At 66.3% G+C, this 23,673-nt stretch carries 19 protein-coding genes and 1 tRNA gene; 10 read left to right on the top strand and 10 right to left on the bottom strand.

Annotated elements, in window-relative coordinates; genetic code table 11:
* Window positions 1-4 precede the first annotated feature (4 nt).
* Window positions 5-1,351, bottom strand: a complete 1,347-nt coding sequence (tig, locus tag AB4Y42_RS03560; protein ID WP_368693423.1) for a trigger factor — start codon at window positions 1,349-1,351, stop codon at window positions 5-7.
* 417 nt (window positions 1,352-1,768) lie between these two features.
* On the opposite strand from tig, the gene AB4Y42_RS03555 reads away from it, so the two are divergent.
* Together AB4Y42_RS03555 and AB4Y42_RS03550 are read left to right on the top strand one after the other, a co-directional pair.
* On the top strand, window positions 1,769-2,926 hold the full coding sequence (locus tag AB4Y42_RS03555) for a glycerate kinase (RefSeq protein ID WP_368693422.1): 1,158 nt from the start codon (window positions 1,769-1,771) through the stop codon (window positions 2,924-2,926).
* Between the two features lie 246 nt (window positions 2,927-3,172).
* The gene (locus tag AB4Y42_RS03550) at window positions 3,173-3,619 is read left to right on the top strand and encodes a MarR family winged helix-turn-helix transcriptional regulator (RefSeq protein WP_368685979.1); all 447 of its coding nucleotides are present in this window, start codon (window positions 3,173-3,175) and stop codon (window positions 3,617-3,619) included.
* A 143-nt stretch (window positions 3,620-3,762) separates the two neighbouring features.
* Here AB4Y42_RS03550 and AB4Y42_RS03545 read toward each other — a convergent pair.
* Window positions 3,763-3,849: transfer RNA gene (locus AB4Y42_RS03545), tRNA-Leu, on the bottom strand.
* A gap of 435 nt (window positions 3,850-4,284) precedes the next feature.
* Between AB4Y42_RS03545 and AB4Y42_RS03540 the strand changes: the two genes are divergently transcribed.
* Window positions 4,285-5,127 (top strand): squalene/phytoene synthase family protein, encoded by an 843-nt coding sequence (locus AB4Y42_RS03540; RefSeq protein WP_368693650.1) that lies wholly within the window; start codon window positions 4,285-4,287, stop codon window positions 5,125-5,127.
* Window positions 5,128-5,142: 15 nt separating this feature from the next.
* Here the strand turns inward: AB4Y42_RS03540 and AB4Y42_RS03535 are convergent, their stop codons facing one another.
* From AB4Y42_RS03535 to AB4Y42_RS03525, 3 genes are all read right to left on the bottom strand, one after another.
* On the bottom strand, window positions 5,143-6,375 hold the full coding sequence (locus AB4Y42_RS03535) for a DUF1501 domain-containing protein (protein ID WP_368693421.1): 1,233 nt from the start codon (window positions 6,373-6,375) through the stop codon (window positions 5,143-5,145).
* A gap of 68 nt (window positions 6,376-6,443) precedes the next feature.
* On the bottom strand, window positions 6,444-7,943 hold the full coding sequence (locus AB4Y42_RS03530; protein ID WP_368686333.1) for a DUF1800 family protein: 1,500 nt from the start codon (window positions 7,941-7,943) through the stop codon (window positions 6,444-6,446).
* 260 nt (window positions 7,944-8,203) lie between these two features.
* A complete protein-coding gene (locus AB4Y42_RS03525) occupies window positions 8,204-8,518 on the bottom strand; it encodes a hypothetical protein (RefSeq protein WP_324151198.1) in 315 nt (104 codons plus the stop codon).
* 260 nt (window positions 8,519-8,778) lie between these two features.
* Here AB4Y42_RS03525 and ompR point away from each other — a divergent pair, with 260 nt between their 5' ends.
* The 3 genes from ompR to AB4Y42_RS03510 all read left to right on the top strand — a co-directional run bounded on the left by ompR (window position 8,779) and on the right by AB4Y42_RS03510 (window position 11,629).
* Complete coding sequence (ompR, locus tag AB4Y42_RS03520; protein ID WP_035514479.1) at window positions 8,779-9,504, top strand: two-component system response regulator OmpR; 726 nt, start codon at window positions 8,779-8,781, stop codon at window positions 9,502-9,504.
* Between the two features lie 53 nt (window positions 9,505-9,557).
* Window positions 9,558-10,907 carry an ATP-binding protein gene (locus AB4Y42_RS03515; protein ID WP_368693420.1) on the top strand — a complete coding sequence of 450 codons (1,350 nt, stop codon included), beginning with the start codon at window positions 9,558-9,560 and terminating at the stop codon, window positions 10,905-10,907.
* A 173-nt stretch (window positions 10,908-11,080) separates the two neighbouring features.
* Window positions 11,081-11,629, top strand: coding sequence for a peroxiredoxin (locus AB4Y42_RS03510; RefSeq protein WP_069268103.1), 549 nt, complete (start codon window positions 11,081-11,083; stop codon window positions 11,627-11,629).
* An 18-nt stretch (window positions 11,630-11,647) separates the two neighbouring features.
* Here the strand turns inward: AB4Y42_RS03510 and AB4Y42_RS03505 are convergent, their stop codons facing one another.
* From AB4Y42_RS03505 to ispD, 3 genes are all read right to left on the bottom strand, one after another.
* Window positions 11,648-12,772 (bottom strand): acyltransferase family protein, encoded by a 1,125-nt coding sequence (locus tag AB4Y42_RS03505; protein WP_368693419.1) that lies wholly within the window; start codon window positions 12,770-12,772, stop codon window positions 11,648-11,650.
* 191 nt (window positions 12,773-12,963) lie between these two features.
* A complete protein-coding gene (gene ispF, locus AB4Y42_RS03500; RefSeq protein ID WP_368693418.1) occupies window positions 12,964-13,443 on the bottom strand; it encodes a 2-C-methyl-D-erythritol 2,4-cyclodiphosphate synthase in 480 nt (159 codons plus the stop codon).
* 34 nt (window positions 13,444-13,477) lie between these two features.
* Window positions 13,478-14,197, bottom strand: a complete 720-nt coding sequence (ispD, locus tag AB4Y42_RS03495; RefSeq protein ID WP_368693417.1) for a 2-C-methyl-D-erythritol 4-phosphate cytidylyltransferase — start codon at window positions 14,195-14,197, stop codon at window positions 13,478-13,480.
* Between the two features lie 243 nt (window positions 14,198-14,440).
* On the opposite strand from ispD, the gene mfd reads away from it, so the two are divergent.
* From mfd to mscL, 4 genes are all read left to right on the top strand, one after another.
* Window positions 14,441-17,920, top strand: a complete 3,480-nt coding sequence (gene mfd, locus AB4Y42_RS03490; protein ID WP_368693416.1) for a transcription-repair coupling factor — start codon at window positions 14,441-14,443, stop codon at window positions 17,918-17,920.
* Between the two features lie 163 nt (window positions 17,921-18,083).
* Complete coding sequence (gene argE, locus AB4Y42_RS03485; protein ID WP_368693415.1) at window positions 18,084-19,307, top strand: acetylornithine deacetylase; 1,224 nt, start codon at window positions 18,084-18,086, stop codon at window positions 19,305-19,307.
* Between the two features lie 21 nt (window positions 19,308-19,328).
* Complete coding sequence (locus AB4Y42_RS03480) at window positions 19,329-20,339, top strand: threonine/serine dehydratase (RefSeq protein ID WP_368685973.1); 1,011 nt, start codon at window positions 19,329-19,331, stop codon at window positions 20,337-20,339.
* Window positions 20,340-20,516: 177 nt separating this feature from the next.
* Window positions 20,517-20,963 carry a large conductance mechanosensitive channel protein MscL gene (gene mscL / locus AB4Y42_RS03475; protein WP_069268109.1) on the top strand — a complete coding sequence of 149 codons (447 nt, stop codon included), beginning with the start codon at window positions 20,517-20,519 and terminating at the stop codon, window positions 20,961-20,963.
* 71 nt (window positions 20,964-21,034) lie between these two features.
* Here mscL and AB4Y42_RS03470 read toward each other — a convergent pair whose 3' ends face one another.
* Both AB4Y42_RS03470 and AB4Y42_RS03465 read right to left on the bottom strand, forming a co-directional pair.
* Window positions 21,035-23,032, bottom strand: coding sequence for a response regulator (locus AB4Y42_RS03470; protein WP_368685972.1), 1,998 nt, complete (start codon window positions 23,030-23,032; stop codon window positions 21,035-21,037).
* A 122-nt stretch (window positions 23,033-23,154) separates the two neighbouring features.
* Window positions 23,155-23,655 (bottom strand): response regulator, encoded by a 501-nt coding sequence (locus AB4Y42_RS03465; protein WP_368685971.1) that lies wholly within the window; start codon window positions 23,653-23,655, stop codon window positions 23,155-23,157.
* Window positions 23,656-23,673: the final 18 nt, after the last annotated feature.

Here is a 23,673-nt window from a genome sequence, read left to right as displayed (position 1 = left end):
AGATTTAAGCCTGCGCCGTCGCGCTTGCCAGTTCTTCGAAGCTAACCTGCTTGTCCGTCACCTTGGCCTTGCCGAGCACGAAGTCGACGACGTTCGATTCGACGACATAGGCTTCCATTTCGGCCAGACGCTGCTGGTTGGAATAATACCAGCGCACGACCTCCTTCGGGTCTTCGTAGCTTTTCGCGAATTCGTCGACTTCAGCACGGATCTGCTCCGGCTTCGCCTCGAGGCTGTTGGCCTTCACGAGTTCGGCGAGCACGAGGCCGAGCTTCACGCGGCGTTCGGCTTGTTCCTTGAACATTTCGGCCGGGATCGGTGCGTCCTTGGCGTTGGGCACGCCACGCTGCGCGAGGTCGGCGCGCGCCATTTCGACGAGGCGTTCCTGATCCTGCTCGACGAGCGCGTTCGGCACGTCGAGTTCGGCGATCTTCAGGAGTGCATCCATCACCTGGTTCTTGACGATCGACTGCGTGCGGCGCTTCGCTTCACGCTCGAGGTTGTCCTTGATTTCGGCGCGCATCTTCACGAGGTCGCCGTCGGCGATGCCGAGCGACTTGGCGAATTCAGCGTCGATTTCCGGCAGGTGCGGCCACTCGATCTGCTGCATCGTGATCGTGAACTTCGCCGTCTTGCCGGCGACGTCCTTGCCGTGGTAGTCCTCGGGGAACGCGAGGTCGAATTCGCGCGACTCGCCCTTCTTCAGGCCGATTGCCGCCTTTTCGAATTCCGGCAGCATGCGGCCTTCGCCCAGCACGAACGCGAAGCCTTCCGCGGTGCCGCCCTGGAACGCGACGTCGTCGATCTTGCCGACGAAGTCGACCGTCACGCGGTCGCCTTCCTTCGCTGCGGTGTCGGCGCCGCCGTCACCGTGCTCGCCGGCTTCGCCGCGAGCGTGGAAGTGCACGCGCTGCTTGCGCAGGATGTCGAGCGTGCGGTCGATTTCCGCTTCGGTGATGGTCGTGGTCGTGCGCTCGATTTCGGCCGTCGCGACGTCGCCGAGCTTCACTTCAGGGTAGACCTCGAAGGTCGCGTCGAACGCGTAGTCGCCTTCAGCGGCTTCCGACTTCGGCGCGAAGCTCGGCTGGCCGGCGACGCGCAGGTTCTCGGCGCGGCTGATGTCGAAGAATTCCTTGCCGACCTTGTCGCTCAGGACTTCGGCCTCGACCTGGCCCGAATACTGCTGCGTGACCATCTTGAGGGGCACCTTGCCCGGACGGAAGCCCGGCATGCGCACGTTCTTCGCGAGTTTGCGGATGCGCGAATCGATTTCTTTCTGCACGGCGTCCTTCGGCAGGGAAATCGTCACGCGGCGTTCGAGCTTGCCGAGGTTTTCAACAACGTTAGCCATGGCTTCAATCGTCCTAAAATTGTTCGAGCGAATCAGTAATCTGTGGTCTTTGCGAGCCGCGGTCCGCCTGGATCCGATGTGGTCCAGCAACCCGCTTTGGAGCTGAACGCAGGCGCCTCGTGCGCCGCTCAACAGCGCCGAAACGGGCGGCTTGCGGTGCGGTTCCGTCAAAAGAGCCAAGTATTTTAGCAAACTATTTCCCGGTCCCACTGGAATTGCCGTTTGAGTGTGCTATGTGGCTGTTTTTGACCCGGTTTTGGCCTGCTTTTGAGCCGCTGCGAGCCTGAAATGCGCTCCGATCCGCGCTATCGCAACGCCGTTATCCGGCCCGCGCGGCGAGGCTGTTAAGCTTACGCTCGCGCCGGACGCCCCGCCGGCCGCAGCCGCTCCCAACACAATTCTTCCAGCAGAGACACCATGCCGAATTCGTCGACTGACGCTCCCGTTATCGTCATTGCTCCTGATTCTTTCAAAGGCTCGCTCAGCGCGGACGGGGTCGCCGCCGCGATTGCCGAGGGCATCCGCCGCGTGCGCGCCGACGCCGACATCCGCATCCGCCCCATGGCCGACGGCGGCGAAGGCACGCTCGACGCGATGCTGTCGATGGGCGGCGAGCGCCGCGTGCTGAACGTGGAAGGCGCAGCGGGGCCGAAGCGCGACGCTGCCGTGGGCCTGCTGCACGACGGCAGCGCGATCGTCGAGACCGCCGAGATCGTCGGCATCACGGACCCCGTGGGCATGGGCGTGCCGGTCGACGCGCGCAGCACGCGCGGCATGGGCGAAGCGATCCGCGCGCTGCTCGACGAAGGTGTGCGGCGCTTTTACGTGGCGCTCGGCGGCAGCAGCACCAACGATGCCGGCGCGGGCCTGCTCGCGGGCCTCGGCCTGCAACTCTTCGACGCCGCCGGCAAACCCCTCGAGCCCACGCCGCAGGCGCTCGCGCAAGTGGCGCGCGTGGACGTTGCCGGGCTCGACGCGCGGCTTGGCGAGGCAACGTTCGTCGGCATGTCGGACGTGGACAATCCGCTCACGGGCGAGCATGGCGCAACCGCCGTGTTCGGCCCGCAAAAAGGCGTGACGCCCGAGCAGGTGGCGCCAATCGACGCGGCGCTCGGCCGTTTCGCCGACCTGCTCGAAGCGGCGCTGGGCCGTCGCGTACGCGACGAAGCCGGTTCCGGTGCGGCCGGCGGCCTGGGTTTCGCGCTGCGCATGCTCGGCGCGAGCTTCGAGCCCGGCGCCGAAGTCGTTGCGCGCACCATCGGTCTGGACGAAGCGCTCGATCGCGCGGACTGGCTCATCACCGGCGAAGGCCGCTCCGACGTCCAGACGCTGCACGGCAAGGCGCCGTTCATTGCCTGCCGCCACGCCGCGGCGCTGGGGGTGCCGGCCACGCTGCTCTCGGGCGCCGTGGACGCCGCCGCCCTGCCGCGGCTCGCGGCGCACTTCAGCGGCTGCTTCTCGCCCGCGCCGGGCCCCATCACGCTCGAAACCGCGATTCGCGACGCGGCACGCCTGCTCGCCAACGAAGCCGAGCAGCTCGCCCGCCTCAAATACGCTGCGCGTACATCCAACTAAGATCCGGGCAGACGAGGCCAGGGCCCGCCGCCCCGGCCTCGTTGCCGGAATCCGCGCGGCAGGATCGCGCCAGACGCATGACCTCTGCGCATCACGCATTCCGCAGTAAGCGATTAATAGATTCGTGCACCGCATCGGATGCGCTGGACAAGGGTTAGGATGCGTTGACCCGCGCGCAAGATGGGGCAACAATCATGGAATCGCGACACGATCGCGCCCTTCCCAAGCGACCAGACCAGGACTCCCATGAAGGCAAGCAAAGCCGGACTCGAACAATTCCTCACCTATCGGCTGCATGTCCTGAACAAACTCTCCGAACGTGGCGCGAGCGAACGCTACCAGGCGAAGCTCGGCATCACACTTCCGGAGGCTCGGCTCATTGCAGCTGTGGGGGCGTTCGGCCCGTTTTCCGTGATGGAGCTTGCGCGTCACGCGAATCTCGACAAGAGCCAGGCAAGCCGTGCAGCCGAGGCGCTGATGCGCCGCGGCCTCATGCAGCGCGACACGAGCGAGGAGGACGGACGCCTCGTGCTCGTTTCGCTCACAACCGACGGACGCGCGCTGTATCGCAAGGTCATGCCCATCGCGCGCAAGTGGAATGTCGACCTCTTCGAGAGCCTCGACGACAAGGAACGCGACGCACTCGCACGTGCGCTCGACAAGGTGATCGAAGCCATGCAGAGCGAACTGTAAGGCAGTCCGAACGAGCAGAGGCAATAAGCCAAACAGATGGCGGGCAGCGTCAAGCCGCCATCGCGAGTGCTTCGCGTAGACCGCGCCCAAGCCGCGCACAAACAAAAAGGCCACGTACCCGAAGGTACATGGCCTTTTTACTTTGGTGCGTGAGGCCGGACTCGAACCGGCACACCCTTGCGGGCGTCAGGACCTAAACCTGGTGCGTCTACCAATTTCGCCACTCACGCGAATTCTTTGCGCTTGTCTTCTTGCGCCCGGCAGGACCGCTGCGAACCACGCGTGCGATACAACCCTGTGCGACATGCCGACTGATCGAGTCCTCGTGAGACGCCGGGCGCGGTGTTGGCCACCTCGCCCGCAATCCAGCCTGCTTTCTGACTGCGCCCGCCGGCAGCGATGCTTCATTATGGGCCGGCTGCGCGCGTCCAGCTAAGCGTCAGAAAGCGCAAGCGCGAGATTCTAACCGATTGACTGGCGCTTGTCTGCATTCCGAAAACAGTGCGCGACGGGGCACGTCACCGCATCGACGCGTGCATCGATCCATGCACCGGCGCGCCCTGCCGGGCCGGCCGAAAGCCGCGCCGATGCTAGAATCGCGGCTCTACCGTCGCGGCGCGCTCTGGCCGCCGCTCGAGCCGCTTCGCCCCACATCTCCGAACGCCGTGAACTTCGACGACTACTGCCTGCAAAAGGCGGCGCCCCCTGGTTCGAGCACTTACTATGCGCTGCGTCAGGCCCGCGCTGCGCGCCAGCCGCTCCTGACCGCCCTCTTCGCGCTGCGCCGCGAGCTCGAGGAAACCGCGAAAGAAACGAGCGATCCCACCGTCGGCCGCACCAAGCTCGCCTGGTGGCAAAAGGAACTGGCTGCGCTCGCCGCGGGCAAACCCGCGCATCCGGTCACCCAGGCGCTCGCCGCGCATCTCGGCGATGCCAGCGCCGTCTATCCCGATCTGCAGGCGCTGCTCGCCGGCTTCGAGATGGACTTCGAGCAGGCGCGTTATCTCGATCTGCCGAATCTGCGCCGCTATATGCAGGGCGTGGGCGGCACGTTCGCGTCGCTCGTCGCGCAACTCAGCGTGCGCACCGACGAGAACCGCCAGGACGTTGCAAGCTGGGCCGCACCGCTTGGCAACGCGCTGATGCTCGCGCAGTTCGTGCCGGAAATCGGCAACGATGCGCGCCATGGCCGCATCTACGTGCCCATCGACGAATTGCAGCGCTACAACGTCACCGCCGCCGATCTCATCAACCGACGCTACAGCGCAGAGTTCACGGAGCTGATGCAGTTCCAGACCTCGCGCGCGCGCGAATCGGTCCAGGCCGCGCTCGACGCGATTCCCGCTTCGGCGCGCCGTGAGCAGCGCACCTTGCGTGCGCTCGCGGCGCTCGCACTTGCGCTGCTCGACGAAGTCGAGCGCGAAGGCTACCAGGTGCTGCATCAGCAGATCGTGCTCACGCCGGTGCGCAAGCTGTGGATCGCCTGGCGCGCCGCGCGGCGCGGTTGAGGGCTCGCGGCCGCGCTACGCGCGCAGCAACGGCAGCGGCTCGAAGCGCTGCTGCAGCACGGCCTGCGCGTCGAGGCCCCACCAGGGGCCTAACACGGTCGCATAGATCTGCCTGAAATCGACGCCCACCGGCAGGTTGCCGTTGCCGTCGAGCCGTGTGAGTTGCGGCGCCTGACCAAAGAGCCCGCCCGCCACGCGCCCGCCCGCGACGAAGTGCGCCGAAGCCGTGCCGTGATCGGTGCCGCGGCTTTGATTCTCGCGCACGCGCCGCCCGAATTCCGCATACGTCACGATGAGCGTGCGGTCCCAACGCCCGAGTTCGACGAGCGCCGAGCGCATCGCCGCCATGCCCGTCGCGAACTGGCGCAGCAGGTCGGCGTGACGCTGCGGCTGGTTCTGATGCGTGTCGAAGCCGTTCAGCGTCAGACGAATCACCGCGACACCGCGCCCCGCCATCGGCGTACCTTGCGGGGTGTCGCTCGAGGCGAGCGCCTGCATGGCCGTTTTGATCGAGGTGCCGAACGCGCCTGGCGGAAACGCCGTCTTCAGCGCGTAATTGCCCGGGCGGGGCCGCAGCGCATCGGCGGCATGCACGATGTCGTTCTCGACGTCGAGGATATGCGCGAGCGCGGGATTGCGCTCCTTGAGCGAGACCGGCGTGACGAGGCGCGACGCCCGCGCGAACTGCGCCGGATTCACGAGCGCGATGGCGCGCGCGCCGTTCGAGATCGGCCCCATCTCGGCGCTGCCGAGCACGAGCGCATCGGCGGCGAAGCCGGGCGGCACCGGCTCGCGTGCGAACGCGCGCGTGAGCCAGCCCTCGCGCAGATATTCGTTGGAGCGCGAAGCCGTGTCCCAGATCTCGATCGATCGAAAGTGCGAAAGATTGGGCTGCGGGTAGCTCACGCCCTGGACGATCGCCAGCTCGTGCGCGCGCCACATCGGCATGAGCGGCGCAAGCGACGGATGCAGCGCCGTGCGCTCGTCCAGCTGGATCGCCTGGGCGCGCGGCACGGCGATCGATTGCCGGTAGCTGTAGTAGAGCGGATCGGCAAACGGCACCACGGTGTTGATGCCGTCGTTGCCGCCCTTCAGCTCGACGAGAATCAGCAGGTTCTCGTAGCCGCTCGCCATGCCCGGATGCATGGGCGCCGTGCCTTGCGCGTGCGCAGCGCGAGGCAGCCATAGCGTCGTACCCGCCACCGCAGCTGCCGTCGCACCGGCTGCAAGAAAGTCGCGTCGCTTCATGGCTTGCCTCGCTCGTCAGTGCGGCGGCGCACATTGCCGCCAGGGATTCGGCTATTCGTATTCATGCTTCACTTCAACTGATACACCGGATCCATCAGCAGTGCCTGGAGATATGAACCCGCACGGCTACCAGCTGCAATCGCATCGACAGGCGCCAGCGGCAGGACTGCATGCTGCATTTGCAGCTGCGCGGACAGGCCGGGCGTGGCATCGGCAGTGAGACCGTAGCGCGAGAGCCAGCCATCCAGATCGAAACGCATACCGCCTTGCAACGCATCACGCCGCATCGCGTTCTGCGCGTTCTGCGGCATGCTTGCCGCGATCTTCGTCGCTGCGGCCTCAGCATGCGGCCGCCCTGCTTCCGTCGCACGAAACAGCTGCTCGACGAACTGCTTGCGCGCGAGCAGCGTCGAGCTGTTGATCCACGACGCTCCGCCGGGCCACCCCTTCACGTTCGGCGGATAGAACAGGTTCTCGCCCAACGCGGCCGCGCGGCGCGCGAACGGCAGCGTATCGCCATAGGCCACATCGAAGCGCCGCATCGTGCCGACGATGAACTCCACCGGCGAACTCACGAGCACGCCCCGATTGCGTTCGTCCCAGAACGCGGGAGTGACGAAGAGCGCGCGAAGCGCAGCGCCGATCTCGTATCCACTTGCGTGAAAACGAGCGGCGACGCTTGCGAGTTGCGCATCGTCGGGCGTTGCGGAGATGAACTCGCGCCATAGTCTGGCCGACACATACCGGGCAGTTTGCGGCTGCGCGAGCAGGATGTCGAGCACCTGGTCACCGTCGAACGGACCGCTGCGACCCAGCACCGTCTTTTCGCCGTCGTCATGCAAGTCGGCGCGCCAGGCGAACGCCTGGGTGTCGGGATCGAGACTCCAACCCGTGTAGGCGCGCGCCGCTTCGGCAACGTCGCGCTGCGAGTACTGCCCTTCGCCCAGCGTGAATAGTTCCATCACTTCGCGCGCGAAATTCTCGTTGGGCCGGCCCTTGCGATTGCTCGCGCCGTCGAGGTAAAGCAGCATCGCGGGGTCCTTCGCGAGCGCGTGCAGCATGCTCGCGAAACTGCCCAGCGCATCGCGCCGCAACAGCGCGTTTTGCGCGGCCATCAACTGCGGCTCGCCGACTTTGTCCTGCCCCGAAGTGAAGTGGTTGTGCCAGAAGAGCGTCATGCGCTCGGTCAGCGGCGAAGGCGTGACGAGCATCTCGCGCAGCCACCATGCGCGCAATTCGTCATAGCGCGTACCGCGCTGGCGCTGCGCCTGCTGGCGTTCCTCGGGGGTCCATGCGCTGCGCTGTGCCCGGCTCGGCGGCACTTCGGCGGTCCACGCGGGCAGCGGCGTGAGCGCCTCGCTGCGCGTGCCGCCGACGAGCCGCGCGACAGCCTGCTCTCGCGTGAGCCCCACATAAGGCTCGACTTCGGTCTCGCGCGGCGCGAACCCCGTGCGCACGAGGAGATGGCGGGCGTCGTCGGCGTCGAGCAGCGCATCCGCGCCGTCGTCGGGCGCCGCTGCGCCGGCGGCGGACTGCGCGTTTGGCTTCGACCGTCTGGAGTCGCTCATGATGAATGGGCGCACGACGAATCCGCCGGCGCGATCATTAAATGTACCGGCTTAACGGCTGTGACGAAACGGATGTTGACGGTGCAATTGCTACGGTATTTTTCAGCGCATTTCGGCGGCGCGAGTGCACGAATGCGCGCTTCGATGCCGATAAAATCATGAAAGGCGCGAGAAAGGCGTGCGCGAGGTGCGCAGAGAAAATTGCGTAAACGTTATCGCGGCACTTTCGCAGCAGAGCCGCATTTACGCGCGCCGCAGTATCAGCGCTTGTACAGTTCGCGCACGGCGTCTTCGATATGCTGGCGCAGGAGGCGCCGCTCATCGGGCGTCATATGGCCGTCGCGGCGACGCTGATCGAGATCGGGGGGAACTGCGGGACGCTGGTTGATGTCCGATGCGGGGCGCGGGATCGTGTCGCTGCGTACGCGCCGCATCGACGGTTTGCCGCCCGGCGAACGAGCGGAGGACTGAGAGTTCTCGTAGCGGTCTGCGGAGGGCTGGGCCCGGGCCGGCACCGACTCCAGTGCAGCCGCCACGCCACCGGCTAGCGCCAGTGCAAGCATGGTGTGGCGCATTGTCGGCCTGACCCCTCCCATCGTTTTGTTCCCTTCTTGACGCGGCAAACGGCTACCTCGAATACATGTGCGAACCCGGCTCGGCGCGGGCATGAATTTTAAAGTCGAATGAAGTATCTACCGAACTGCCGCTTTACGTAAAGAAGTCTATCTGTCGGTGCTTGCGGTCGTGGCACAGCACGGGTAAATTTTGTAACTGACTGTAACCTGATAATTGGTGCAAACTCGCATCAGTATCCAATCGCGCTAAGATGCCAGGCATGGAAACCAAAAACCCGTCCAAAATTCTCGTTGTCGATGACGATCCCCGACTGCGGGACCTGCTGCGCCGCTACCTCGGCGAGCAAGGCTTCAATGTCTATGTGGCCGAAAACGCCCCCGCCATGAACAAGCTGTGGGTGCGCGAGCGTTTCGACCTGCTGGTGCTCGACCTCATGCTGCCAGGCGAAGACGGCCTGTCGATCTGCCGGCGTCTGCGCGGCAGCAACGACCGCACGCCCATCATCATGCTCACCGCCAAGGGCGAGGACGTGGACCGCATCGTCGGCCTCGAAATGGGTGCCGACGACTATCTGCCCAAGCCCTTCAACCCGCGCGAACTCGTCGCACGCATTCACGCGGTGCTGCGCCGCCAGGCGCCGTCCGAACTGCCGGGCGCGCCCTCGGAAACCACCGAAGTGTTCGAGTTCGGTGAATTCGCGTTGAATCTCGCCACGCGCACGCTCACCAAGGCCGGCCAGGAAATTCCGCTCACCACGGGCGAATTCTCGGTGCTCAAGGTGTTCGCGCGTCACCCGCGCCAGCCGCTCTCGCGCGAAAAGCTCATGGAGCTGGCGCGCGGCCGTGAATACGAAGTGTTCGACCGCAGCCTCGACGTGCAGATCTCGCGCCTGCGCAAGCTCATCGAACCTGATCCGGGCAGCCCGCGTTTCATTCAAACGGTCTGGGGCCTCGGCTACGTGTTCATTCCCGACGGCGCCGCCTGATCCTGAATGGTGTCTCGTTGTCTGCACTGCCTCTGTTGAAACGGGAAGGGCCCATGGGGATTGACCGGCGTTTGCTCACGCTCGCGTTCGGCGATCTGTTCTGGCGCACCTTCCTGTTGATCGCCCTTCTCATCGCGGTGAGTCTCGCCGCGTGGTTCCAGAGCTTTCGCGTGATCGAGCGGGAGCCGCGCGCGCAGCGCGTGGCGCTCCAGCTCGTCGCGATCGTCAAGCTCACGCGCACGGCGCTCCTCTACTCCGATCCCGATCTGCGCCGCGCGCTACTGCAGGATCTCGAGAGCAACGAGGGCGTGCGCGTGTACCCGCGCGAAACCACCGACAAATACAAGCTCCAGCCCGACGAGTCGCTCAATCGTCTGATCGAGCACGACATCCGCGGGCGTCTTGGTGACGACACCGTCATCGCGCAGTCCGTGAACGATATTCCGGGCGTGTGGATCAGCTTCAAGATCGACGAAGACGACTACTGGGTCGCGCTCGACCGCGACCAGCTCGACAACGTCACAGGCTTGCAGTGGGTCGGATGGGGTGTCTCTGCGCTTGCGCTATCGCTCTTCGGGGCGGCCTTCATCACGAGTCTCGTGAACCGGCCATTCGCGCGCCTCGCCATGTCGGCGCGCATGCTGGGCTCGGGGCAGCCGCCCGCGCCCTTGCCTGAGCGCGGCATGGGCGTCGCGGCCGAAACGAATCGCTCGTTCAACCAGATGGTGCGCGACCTCGAGCAGCTGGAGGCCGACCGCGCGCTGATGCTCGCGGGCATCTCGCACGATTTGCGCACGCCGCTCGCGCGCCTGCGGCTCGAGACGGAGATGAGTCCATCCGATCAGGCCACCAAGGACGCGATGATCGACGACATCGAGCAGATGGACATGATCATCGGCCGCTTCCTCGATTACGCACGGCCGACCCAGCGCATGCCCGAGCGCGTCGACCTCTCGATCATCGCCGGCGAGATGGCCGCGCGCATGGCGAGCGAAGACGGCGTGCGTCTCATCACGCGGCTCGCGCCTTCGGCCATGATCGAAGCCGACGACACGGACATGCGCCGCGTCGTGGGCAACCTGATCGAAAACGCGCGCAAGTACGGCGCAAGCGAAACCGACGGCATTCCGCACATCATGCTCGAAACGCGCGTCTCGCATTCGCGCGTCGAGCTTTCCGTGGTCGACGAAGGCCCGGGCATTCCCGAGGATCAGCTGCCGCTCGTCACGCGGCCGTTTTACCGCGTCGATACGGCCCGCACGCAGGCCAACGGTACGGGCCTCGGCATGGCCATCGTGCAGCGCCTCGTGGGCCGCTATCGCGGCGCGCTGCGCCTGCGCAACCGGCTGCCGGGCCCCGGCCTCGAGGTGACGATCGAGTTCCCGCTCGCCAAGGGCGCTTGAGCCTCCTCCCCTATTGATCGAGACCCGGCGGCGGCGCACCGTCGCACCACGCGCCGCCCGCACCTGCGACAATGGTTTTCATGGGCACGCCGCCGCCTGTGGCCGAGTCTGGCACCGCGCGCGCGGCGGCAAAGCGGGCCGCCCGGCCCGTCTCTCGTCTGAGGACCTCCGCCATGAAAACCGTCGGCGACAAACTCGAAGCCTTTACCGTCACGGCCGCGAAGCCCGGCTTCAACCATCCCGAAGAAAACGGCGAATCGGCGTTCACCGAGATCACCGAGCAGACCTTCGCCAACAAGTGGAAGGTCATCTACTTCTACCCCAAGGATTTCACGCTCGTGTGCCCCACCGAGATCGTCGCGTTCGCACGGCTCATCAAGGAATTCGATGACCGCGAAACGGTCGTGATGGGCGGCAGCTGCGACAACGAATATGTGAAGCTCGCGTGGCGACGCGAGGACAAGACGCTCGATCGCCTCAATCACTATTCGTTCGGCGACGTGAAAGGCGAACTCATCGATCAGCTCGGCATACGCGACAAGGAAGCGGGCGTGGCGCTGCGCGCGACGTTCATCGTCGATCCCGACAACACGATCCAGCATGTCACGGTGAACAACCTCAACGTCGGGCGCAGCGCCGAGGAAGTGCTGCGCGTGCTCGACGGGTTGCAGACCGGCGAGCTGTGTCCGGACGGCCGCGAAGTCGGCGGCGGGACGCTCTAGGCCTCGCGCCGGCGGGCATCACGTCTGGCTCGCGGCGGCGCGGGTGGGCAGGCGGTTGCGGATCGCCGTTTCGAGCGGCCGCTTCCACTCGAGCACGCGCTTTTCCAGCACCTGCCACGACAGATGCGCGAGCAGCACGGCCAGCGCGAACTGCAGCACGAGCGCGAGGACCGGCTGCGCCAGCCCGGGCACATGGAACCTCGTATAGAGTCCCGGCGCCACGCCGAGGCGCGCCGGCACGAGGTTGTGAAACAGATAGAAGCCGTAGCTGATCGTGCCGAGATACGCCAGCGGCCGCAGTTCCAGCGCCGCGACCAGCACGCTGTCCTGACGGCGCACGAGCCACAGGAACAGCGCGCCGAGCGAGAGCGCGAGCCCGATGTCGAGGCAGCCCGGCAGCATCGTCGCGCTCGTCACGCCTTCGGCGCAGTCCGCGCAATCGGCGCGCGCCAGCGCGAAGCCGGCGATCGCCGCACATGCCCCAACGAACCACAGCGAACTCAACGCCCCCGGGCGCAATGGCACGGGCGCGCCGCCAATCGCCAGTGCGCCGCCGAGCGCCAGCATGGCGAAATTCCACGGCGAGAATGCGTAGATGAGCGGCGCAATCGCCCCTTCCGCATAGAGCGCGAGATGCGCGAACGCAGCCGCCGCGATGACCACCGCGCAGAGCATGAGATGGCGCGAGGCGCGCACGAATAGCAGCGCGAATGGCGCGACGAGATAGAACTGCTGCTCGACCGCCAGGCTCCAGAAGTGCGACACGGTGCCGGGCCAGCCGTCGTGCACCACGCCGATCCAGTAATTGGAGAGGAATACGAAATGCCAGGCGAGCCCGAGATCGACATCGCGCTGATAGAAGCTCGCATGCGCGATGGTGAGCGCCACGAGCAGCAGGTAATACACGGGAAAAATGCGCAGCGTGCGCTTCATGAAAAAGACGTACAGCAGCGCGGCCGTGCGCACGCCGTGCTGCTCGATGCGGACCCGATTGCGATGCAGCTCACCGATGATCAGATAGCCGCTGATCAGAAAGAACAGCCAGACGCCGATCTTGCCCGCGTCGATCGCGTCGACGTGGGCCTTGTGCGAGAGGAAAACGAGCACCACTGCCAGCGCCCGCAGGCCATCGAGGCCTTTCACGCGTCTTTCAACTCCCGCCATCGTCCTCCCCACTTCCGGTTACCCGGTTCAGTATGGGACGAAAAAAACGGAAATTAATCGGCAAGAAAAGCAACGGCGATGATTGCAGCTGCAATCATCGCCGTCAGGTTCGGAGCAGGCACGCGCCCTGCTCGGGCCGTTCAACCCTTCAAAATGAGGGTAGTCACCGCTCACACGCGCAGCAGCAGTACCGCCGCCTGCGCTTCGATCCCTTCGCTGCGGCCGAGATAGCCGAGCTTTTCATTGGTCTTCGCCTTCACGTTGACGCGCTCGACCGGCAGGTTCAGGTCTTCGGCGATCGTCTGGCGCATCGATTCGATGTGCGGCGCGAGCTTGGGCGCCTGCGCGATCACCGTGGTGTCGACGTTCATGAGCGTGAAGCCCGCCTCCTGCACGCGGCGCAGACATTCGCGCAGCAGCACGCGGCTGTTCGCGCCGCAGAACTGCTTGTCGGTGTCGGGGAAATGGCGGCCGATGTCGCCGAGCGCAGCGGCGCCGAACAGCGCGTCGGTGATGGCGTGCAGCAGCACGTCGGCGTCCGAGTGGCCGAGCAGGCCGCGATCGTAGGGGATCGTCACGCCGCCGAGCACGAGCGGGCGGCCGGGCACCAGCGCGTGCACGTCGTAGCCTTGTCCGATTCTGATGTCCATGGTTGGGGTTCCGGGTAAAGGGATTGCGGCGCGCTTACTCTGCGGGCCGGCTGAGGATCGCTTCGGCGAGCGCGAAATCTTCGGGGTACGTCACCTTGAAGTTGCGCAGGCTGCCCTGCACGAGCCGCGGCGCGTGACCGAGCCATTCGATCGCGCTCGCTTCGTCGGTGAGATCGTGGCCGTCCTGCTGCGCGCGCTCGATGGCCGTGCGCAGCATGCCGATGCGGAACATCTGCGGGGTCTGGGCCTGCCAGAGGCCGTCGCGCGATTCGGTGCGCGCGATATGCGCGCCGGGCGCCGCGGGGTCCTTCGGCGCGACGCGCTTGAGCGTGTCGGCCACCGGCAGCGCCATGATGCCGCCCACGGGGTCGTCCGTGAGCGACTCGACGAGCGCGCGGATCAGCGCGGGCGTGATGCCGGGGCGCGCGGCGTCGTGCACGAGCACCCAGTCGTCGTCGGTTGCGCCGAATTCGGCGAGCGCGGCGAGGCCGTTGTAGACCGAAGCCTGCCGCGAGGCGCCGCCGCAGCGGCGCACCGCAAAGCGCAAGCCGCCGAAGCGCCGGGCGTCGAAGTGGTTATCGTCGGGAGAAATCACCACGAGCGTCTGCGAGAATTCGTTGCAGGCGTCAAAAGCGGCAAGCGTATAGTGCAGGAGGTCGCGTCCGGCAACGATTCGATATTGTTTCGGCATGGCCGAGCCCGAACGGCTGCCGGTGCCGGCGCACGGAATCAGGGCAAAGAGGCGTGAAGTCACGGTGTCGCGAGCCGCATGAGTCAAAGTAAAGGACGGATTTTATAATAGGTCCCTTACCCGCACGCCGGACGCCCGCAAAACGGCCATGGAATGCCCGCGCAACCTAAGGAAAAACCGCGCCGAATTCGCTTGAAGACCACAAACCGGCCCCCATATTCCGGCGTTGCACCGTGCCCGAACTGAACTGAACTGGCCACCATACCGACACAAGCGCCGACACAATCGTCGGCCACCCTGTTGCCCATGTCCGATATCGCCGCTTCCTCGCAATCTCCGTCCCCCGTTGCCGTCGTCAAGCCGGGGCAGCGCTACGCGTTCGACGGCACGCACGGCTCGTCCGACGCGCTCCTGATCGCCCGCTACCGCGAGGCCGCGCGCGCCAGCGCCGCCCGTGCGCCGCTGCTGGCCGTGATCTGCGCGAGCGCCGTGGACGCGCAGCGCCTCGCCCAGGAGATTCCGTTCTTCGCGCCCGAGGCGCGTGTACGGCTTCTGCCCGACTGGGAAACGCTGCCGTACGACACGTTCTCGCCGCACCAGGACCTCGTTTCCGAGCGCCTCGCGACGCTGCACGATCTCGGCGAAGGCCGCTGCGACATTCTCATCGTGCCGGCCACCACGGCGCTCTATCGCATGCCGCCCGCCTCGTTTCTCGCGGCCTATACGTTCTCGTTCTCGCAGGGCGAGCGCCTCGACGAAGCGAAGCTCAAGTCGCAGCTCACGCTCGCGGGCTACGAGCACGTGAGCCAGGTGGTGCGCCCGGGCGAATACTGCGTGCGCGGCTCGCTCATCGACCTCTTTCCGATGGGCTCGCCGCTGCCCTACCGCATCGACCTCTTCGACGACCAGGTCGACTCGATCCGCGCGTTCGATCCGGACAGCCAGCGCAGCCTCTATCCCGTGAAGGACGTGCGCCTGCTGCCGGGCCGCGAGTTCCCGTTCGACGAAGCCGCGCGCACGGCGTTTCGCAGCCGCTGGCGCGAGGTGTTCGAGGGCGACCCGAGCCGCGCGACGATCTACAAGGACATGGGCAACGGCGTGCCGTCGGCGGGCATCGAATACTACCTGCCGCTCTTTTTCGAAGAGACGGCGACGCTTTTCCACTATCTGCCGGCAAACGCCCAGCTGGTGTTCTCGGGCGACCTCGACACGTCGATCCGCCGCTTCACGAACGACACGAAGCAGCGCCACAACTTCCTCTCGCACGACCGCGAGCGGCCGATCCTGGAACCGCAGCGCCTGTTCCTGACCGACGAGGACTTCTTCACGTTCGCGAAGCCGTTCGCGCGCCTAGTGCTGCCCGCCACGAGCGCGGGCGGCTGGGCCACGGCGCTGCCGAGCCTCGCGATCGACCGCCACGCCGACGACCCGCTCGCATCGCTGCGCGCGTATCTCGAGACGACGAAGAACCGCGTGCTGTTCGCGGTGGAATCGGCGGGCCGGCGCGAAACCATCGCGCAGCTGCTCGCCGACAACCGTCTGCGCCCTGCGGGCGCGGACAGCTTCGAGGACTGGCTCACCGGCGACGAGCGTTTCGCGATGGGCGTCGCGCCCCTTTCCACGGGCTTTTCGCTGCCGGGCGAGGAACTCGCGGTCATCACCGAGACTGAACTGTACGGCCCGCTCGCGCGACGCGCCGGGCGCCGCCGCCAGGAGCAGGCGAGCAACGTCGATTCGATGGTGCGCGACCTCTCCGAACTGAAAGTGGGCGATCCGGTGGTCCATGCGCAGCACGGCATCGGCCGCTATCACGGCCTGGTGACGATGGACCTCGGCGAAGGCGATACCGAGTTCCTGCACCTCGAATACGCAAACGGCAGCAAGCTCTACGTGCCGGTGTCGCAACTGCACGTGATTTCGCGCTACAGCGGCGCCGATCCCGATAGCGCGCCGCTGCACGCGCTCGGCTCGGGCCAGTGGGAAAAGGCGCGCCGCAAGGCCGCGCAGCAGATCCGCGACACGGCCGCCGAGCTTTTGAACCTCTACGCGCGCCGCGCCGCACGCGAGGGCCACGCGTTCGCGCTCGAACCGCGCGACTACGTCAAGTTCGCGGAGAGTTTCGGCTTCGAGGAAACGCCCGACCAGGCCGCCGCCATCGCCGCCGTGATCGGCGACATGACGAGCGGCAAGCCGATGGACCGTCTCGTGTGCGGCGACGTCGGCTTCGGCAAGACGGAAGTGGCATTGCGCGCGGCGTTCATCGCCGTGATGGGCGGCAAGCAGGTGGCGATTCTCTCGCCCACCACGCTGCTCGCCGAGCAGCACACGCAGACCTTCACGGACCGCTTTTCCGAGTGGCCCGTGCGCATCGCCGAGCTGTCGCGCTTCAAGTCCGCCAAGGAAGTGAGCGGCGCGATCCAGCAGATCAACGACGGCAGCGTCGATATCGTGATCGGCACGCACAAGCTGCTTTCGTCCGATGTTCAGTTCAAGCGCCTCGGGCTCGTCATCATCGACGAGGAGCACCGCTTCGGCGTGCGCCAGAAAGAGGCGCTCAAGGCATTGCGCGCGGAAGTCGACGTGCTCACGCTCACCGCCACGCCGATTCCGCGTACCCTCGGCATGGCGCTCGAAGGCCTGCGCGACTTCTCCGTGATCGCGACCGCGCCGCAAAAGCGCCTCGCCATCAAGACCTTCGTGCGCCGCGAGGAAGACAGCGTGATTCGCGAGGCCATGCTGCGCGAGCTCAAGCGCGGCGGCCAGGTGTACTTCCTGCACAACGAGGTCGAGACCATCGAGAACCGCCGTGCGATGCTCGAAGCGCTCGTGCCGGAAGCGCGCATCGCCGTGGCGCACGGCCAGATGCACGAGCGCGAACTCGAAACCGTGATGCGCGATTTCGTGGCGCAACGCGCGAACGTGCTGCTCTGTACGACGATCATCGAGACGGGCATCGACGTGCCGACGGCGAACACGATCCTCATCCACCGTTCCGACAAGTTCGGTCTCGCGCAGCTGCACCAGTTGCGCGGCCGCGTCGGGCGCTCGCACCACCAGGCGTACGCGTATTTGCTCGTGCACGATCCGCAAGGGCTCACGAAGCAGGCGCAACGCCGGCTCGAAGCCATTCAGCAGATGGAGGAACTCGGTTCGGGCTTCTATCTGGCGATGCACGACCTGGAAATTCGCGGCACGGGCGAGGTGCTCGGCGACAAGCAGTCGGGCGAGATCCAGGAGATCGGCTTCCAGTTGTATACGGACATGCTCAACGATGCGGTGAAGGCGCTGAAAGACGGCCGCGAGCCCGATCTGAACGCGCCGCTCGCGGCAACCACCGAGATCAACCTGCACGCGCCCGCCATCCTGCCCGCCGACTATTGCGGCGACGTGCAGGAGCGCCTGTCGCTCTACAAGCGGCTCGCGAACTGCGAGCACGACGATTCGATCGACGGCATTCAGGAAGAGCTGATCGACCGCTTCGGCAAGATGCCGGCGCAGGCGCATGCGCTGATCGAAACGCACCGCCTGCGTCTGGCGGCCAAGCCGCTCGGCATCACGAAGATCGATGCGGGCGAAGCGGTCATTGGCCTCCAGTTCGTGCCGAATCCGCCCGTGGACGCCATGCGCATCATCGAGATGGTGCAGAAGCACAAGCACATCAAGCTCGCGGGACAGGACAAGCTGCGCATCGAAACGCGCAGCCCCGATCTCGCGGTGCGCGTGGCGACCGTCAAGGAGACCTTGCGCGCGCTCGGTGCGCCCAATCGCGCTAGCGCATCGCGCTGACCGCTGCCACAGCGGCGTCGCGGCACGGGCGATGCTGCGGCGCGGCATCGCCGACTAACGACCGGCAAGCGCAATAGAGCGTTGCGCTTGCCGGCTTCAGGCGCTTTGGCTTGGCGCATTCTTTTTGGGTAAGATGAAGAATACAAGCAAGCTGGAGTCCAACATGTCCCTAGCCGCTGAAACAGCGCAGTCGTCCACGCCTTCCGCCGCCCTTCCCGCCTCGCTCCCCTGGGTCACCCGTCTGGTTTCGATGGATACGGTCAGCCGCCATCCGAATCTCGGCCTGATCGAGACGGTGCGCGACGATCTGCGCGCGCGCGGCATCGAGTCGACACTCACTTACGGCCGCGACGGCAAATGGGCCAACCTGTTCGCCACGATCCCCGCGCACGACGGCGAGACGAACGGCGGCATCGTGCTCTCGGGCCACACCGACGTGGTGCCCGTGGACGGCCAGAAATGGGACAGCGACCCGTTCAAGCCCGAGATTCGCGACGGCGTGCTCTATGGCCGCGGCACCTGTGACATGAAGGGTTTCATCGGCGCGGCGCTCACGCTCCTGCCCGAGATCCAGCAGACGAAACTGGCCAAGCCCCTGCATCTCGCGCTCTCGTTCGACGAGGAAGTGGGCTGCATCGGCGCGCCGCTCATGATCGAAGAACTCGTGAAGCGCGGCGTCAAGCCTGAAGGCTGCATCGTGGGCGAGCCCACCAGCATGCGCCCCATCGTCGCGCACAAGGGCATCAACGCGTACCAGTGCTGCGTGCGCGGCCAGGCCGCCCATTCGTCGCTCACGCCGCGCGGCCTGAACGCGATCGAGTACGCGGCAAGCCTCATCTGCTACATCCGCGACATGGCCGACGAGTTCCGCGCGAACGGTCCGTTCGACGAGCTGTACGACGTGCCGTTCACGACCGCGCAGACGAGCACGATCGAAGGCGGCAACGCCATCAACACAGTGCCGGCCGAATGCCGCTTCGCATTCGAGTTCCGCAATCTGCCGACGCTCGACCCCGACACGATCTTCGCGCGCATCGAGCAGTACGCGCGCGAAACGCTGGTGCCGAAGATGCAGCGCGAGCACGCGGTGGGCGCCATCGAGTTCACGAAGATCGCCGCCGCGCCGGGCCTCGACGCCACAGAGCAGGCCGCGATCACGCAGCTCGTGCGCGCGCTCACGGCCGACCAGGCGCGCCGCAAGGTGGCTTATGGCACCGAGGCGGGCCTGTTCGCCCGCGCGGGCATTCCGAGCGTGGTGTGCGGCCCCGGCGACATCCAGCAGGCGCACAAGCCGAACGAATACGTCTCGCTCGAACAGCTCGCGGCCTGCGAAGGTTTCCTGCACAAGCTCGTGCGCGGCATGTCCGTCGAAGCCCTGGCACGGTAACCACGCCGGACGCGCACCATCATGTCCACCGCCGCGCCGCTGCCCACCAGTCACACGATCGACGGTGAGGCGATCCCCACGCTCGACGAGATCGCCTCGCAGCATTTCGCGCTCGCGCCGTGGGTGCTGCGCACGCCGGTGTTCGACCGCCACGATCTGTCCACGCTCGAAGCGACGCTCGTGAACTTCAAGTTCGAGCTGCTGCAGTCGAGCGGCAGCTTCAAGGTGCGCGGCGCCTTCACGCATCTGCTCGCACTCGACGCCGCGCAGCGCAGCGCCGGCGTCACCTGCGTGTCGGGCGGCAATCACGCCATTGCGGTCGCGTATGCGGCGATGCGCCTCGGCATCAGCGCGAAGGTCGTGCTCTTTCGCACCGCGAGCGCGGCACGCGTCGCGCAGTGCAAGCGCTTCGGCGCGGAAATCGTCGTGGCGGGCAACAGCAGCGAGGCGTTCGAGATCGTGCGCCGCATCGAGACCGACGAGGGACGCTATTTCGTGCATCCCTTCAACGGCTATCGCACGGTGCTCGGCACGGCCACGCTCGGCTACGAATGGGCCACCCAGGCGCCCGATCTCGACGCGGTCGTCGTGCCCATTGGCGGCGGCGGGCTCGCGGCTGGCGTCGCCACCGCGCTGCGGCTGGCGAATCCGCGCGTGCGCGTGTATGGCGTCGAGCCCGAGGGCTCGGACGTGATGGCGCGCAGCTTCGCCGCGAACCACACGGTGCGCCTGACCCACATGCACTCGATCGCCGACTCGCTCATGTCGCCGCATGCCGAGCAATACAGCTACACGCTGTGCCGCCGTCATCTCGAGCGCGTCGTCACGGTCTCCGACGACGCCTTGCGCAGCGCGATGCGCGTGCTCTTCGAGCAGCTCAAGCTCGCCGTGGAGCCCGCTTGCGCCACCGCCACGGCGGGCTTGCTCGGGCCGCTGCGCGACACGCTGCAAGGCAAACGCGTCGGCGTGCTGCTGTGTGGCACCAACACCGACCCGGCGAACTTCCACCAGCAGATCTCGCTCGCGCGCTAACGGCACGCACGCGCGGTGGGCACGCCGCGTGCGTTCGCCGGGACTTCGTCGCCGGTCCCCTGCAAAAGGTCAGGGAATGTCAAATTGCTACCGCGATACGGAGTCGTTCGCTATGATTGCGCCAATACGCCGTATTGACCCCAGCCCCGTGCTGCGCCATTCAGGGAGAGCCCGCTCATGAGCATCGTCCAGGAGTTCAAGGAATTCGCCGTCAAAGGCAACGTGATGGATCTCGCCGTCGGTGTGATCATCGGCGGCGCGTTTTCGAGCATTGTCAACTCGATCGTGAAAGACCTCATCATGCCGGTCATCGGCGTGATCACGGGCGGCCTCGACTTCTCGAACATGTTCGTGCGGCTCGGCCACATTCCGGCCAGCTACAAAGGCAACCCCGAGTCGTACAAGGATCTGCAGACCGCGGGCGTGGCCGTGTTCGGCTATGGCTCGTTCATCACCGCGGTGATCAACTTCGTCATTCTCGCGTTCATCATCTTTTTGATGGTGAAGTTCATCAACAAGCTGCGCCAGCCGCAAGCGGCCGCGCCCGCCGAGCCGCCGCCCACGCCCGAAGACGTGCTGCTGCTGCGCGAGATCCGCGATTCGCTGCAGAACAATCCGCGCTGAGCCCGCACGAGCGCCCGGACAAACGCCCGCGCCGCCGCAAAGCCGCGCGGGCTTTTCTGTGCCCGGATCCGTCAGGAACGAGGCGCGGCGGAATCGGGCTCGGCCGCCGTGCTGCGCGCGGCGGCGGCCTCTTCGATCAGCCGTTCGAGCTGCTCGAAGTTGACGGGCTTCGTGAGATGCGCGGTAAAACCCGCTTCGACGCTGCGGCGCACGTCGTCGTCGGTGCCGAAGCCGGTGAGCGCGATGGCGGGCGCCGTTGATTGCGCACGAAACGCCCGGATGAAGTCGATGCCCGAGCCATCCGGCAGGCCGATGTCGCTCACCACGAGGTCGAAGGCCATGCTGGCCGTGAGCGCGAGCGCGCCGGCCACGCTGCCCGCCACCGCCACCTCGTGGCCGCCCGTGCGCATCAGCTGCGACATGACCTCGGCCGTGTCCTCGTGATCCTCGATCAACAGGATGTTCAGCGCGCCCACCCGGTGCGGCCCGCGCAGCTCGGCGGTCGCGGCCGCCCCCTCGCCGCGCGCCGCAGTCGGCAGCACGATGGTGAAGGTCGCGCCACAATGCGCGCCGGGGCTCCTCGCGCTCACGTTGCCGCCATGCGCCTCGGTCAGCGCACGTGTCACGGCGAGGCCTAGACCGAGCCCGCCGAACTGGCGCGTGAGATTGTGGCTGCCCTGCTCGAAGGCATGAAAAAGCTTGCCGATCTGCTCGGGCGCGATGCCGATGCCCGTATCCTCGACCTCGATCTCCACCTGCATGCGCTCGTCGCGCGTGCGCACGTAGATGTGGCCGCCGTCGGGCGTGAACTTCGCGGCGTTGCGCACGAGGTTCCAGAGCATCTGCTGCAGGCGCGCACGGTCGCCGCGCACGTAGTGCTGCTGCGCGCGCAGATCGACGTGGACGTCCTGCTGCTTGATCTGGATTTCGCTGTGGAAGAGCTCGAGCACGGCCTCGATCACCTCGTGCACGTCGACCGTCTCGAGCGCCAGGCTCAGCTTGCCGTTGGCCACGCGAGTGAGATCGAGCAGATCGTCGATCAGACGCGCCTCGAGTTCGATATTGCGGCGGATCATCAGCACGCCCGCGCGTGCCGCCTCGGGCAGGCCCGGGATCTGCTCCAGCAGACGCGTGCCCGCGAGCACCGGCGTGAGCGGCGTGCGCAGCTCGTGCGAAAGCATGGCGAGGAAGCGGTCTTTCGCGCGGTTGGCTTCTTCGGCGGTCTGTCGCGCGGCCTGCTCCGAGGCGAGCAGGCGCTCGCGCTCCTGGGTCGCTTCGCGCTGCGCGTCGATGTCGGTGCAACTGCCGAACCATTTGTTCACGCCGCCGCGCGGGTCGCGCATCGGAACGATTCGGACATCGAACCATCGATAAATGCCATCGTGGCGGCGAATCCGCAACTCGTGTCGATAATCGGCAGCGCCGCTGCTCACGGCCTTGAGCCAGGTGTGGCGAATTTCCTCGCGATCGTCGGCATGCACGGCGTCGAGCCACGCGAGACCGTGCGACTGGCCCGCGTCGAGGCCCGTGTAGTCGAGCCACTGCTTCGAGACGAAGTCGCAATTGCCGTCGGCGCCGCAGGTGAGCACGAGGTGCGGCAAGGCTTCCGAGAGCGTGCGGTAGTGCTCTTCGCGGTCGCGCAGGAGCAGCGCTTCGTCGGAGGCGCGCTGCAGCGCGACCTGCGAGAGCACACGCGCGACGGCTTCGGGCAGATAGTCGAGATAGTCGCCCGATTTCGGCACCACGTCCGAGACGCCCGCGCGCAACGCGGCGATCACGCGGGATTCGTCGGTGAAGCCGGTCACGAGGATGGCCGGCACGCGCACGTCGTCGGCACGCAGGCGGCGGAAGAAGTCGAGGCCCGTTTCCGCGCCGTCGAGCTGATAGTCGAGCACGAGCACGTCGGGCGTCTGCACGGCGAGCAGCGCGCGCGCCTCCCCGACACCCGTGCAGGTGTCCACGCGTGCCCCGGCGCGCAGCAGCGATTTGCGGGCGAGGCGCAGGATGCCTTCGTCGTCGTCGACGACGAGCACGCGTGCGCCGTCCAGCATCGTGGTTTCCTCAGTCATGCGCGAAGCGTCCCTTCGGGCCCGGGTCCGGTTTGCCGCCGTTCTTCCCGCCGTTCTTCCCGCTGTTCTTCCATTCGATTGCCAATGCGTGATGAGTCCATGCGTGATGCATGCGTAGTGCGTTACTGGGTGCCGGCCGGCCGCGGCTGGACGAAGCGATGTCCCGGCGGCAGCTTGACGACCTGGAGAAAGAAGCCGAGCCGGCGAACGGCCTCGATGAACGCGTCATATTCGACCGGTTTCGTGATGTACACGTTGCAGCCGAGTTCATAGCAGCGTTCGATCTCGCGCGGGTCGTCGGTGGTCGTGAGCACGATCACCGGGACCGACGCCGTGGCAGGCTCCGCTTTCAGGCGCCGCAGCACCTCGAAGCCGTCCACGCGCGGCATGCGCAGGTCGAGCAGCACGACAAAATTGCCGAGCGCGTCGCGTGACGGCCAGTTCGCTTGCGCAGCCGGGTTATCGCCCGGCGTGCCGAAAAAGTAATCAAGCGCTTCCTGGCCGTCGCGAAAGCGCAGAAAGCCGTTCGAGATCCCCGACCGCCGCAGGTTACGCTCGACCAGCGTGGCATGCCCGTCGTCGTCTTCGATCAGCACGATGCTGACCTGTTCCCCGTTCGTCATCTCGACTCTCCTACGTCC

This window comes from Paraburkholderia sp. EG286B, from assembly GCF_040965655.1.
Lineage (GTDB): Bacteria > Pseudomonadota > Gammaproteobacteria > Burkholderiales > Burkholderiaceae > Paraburkholderia.
This window is presented reverse-complemented; position numbering and strand designations above follow the sequence as displayed.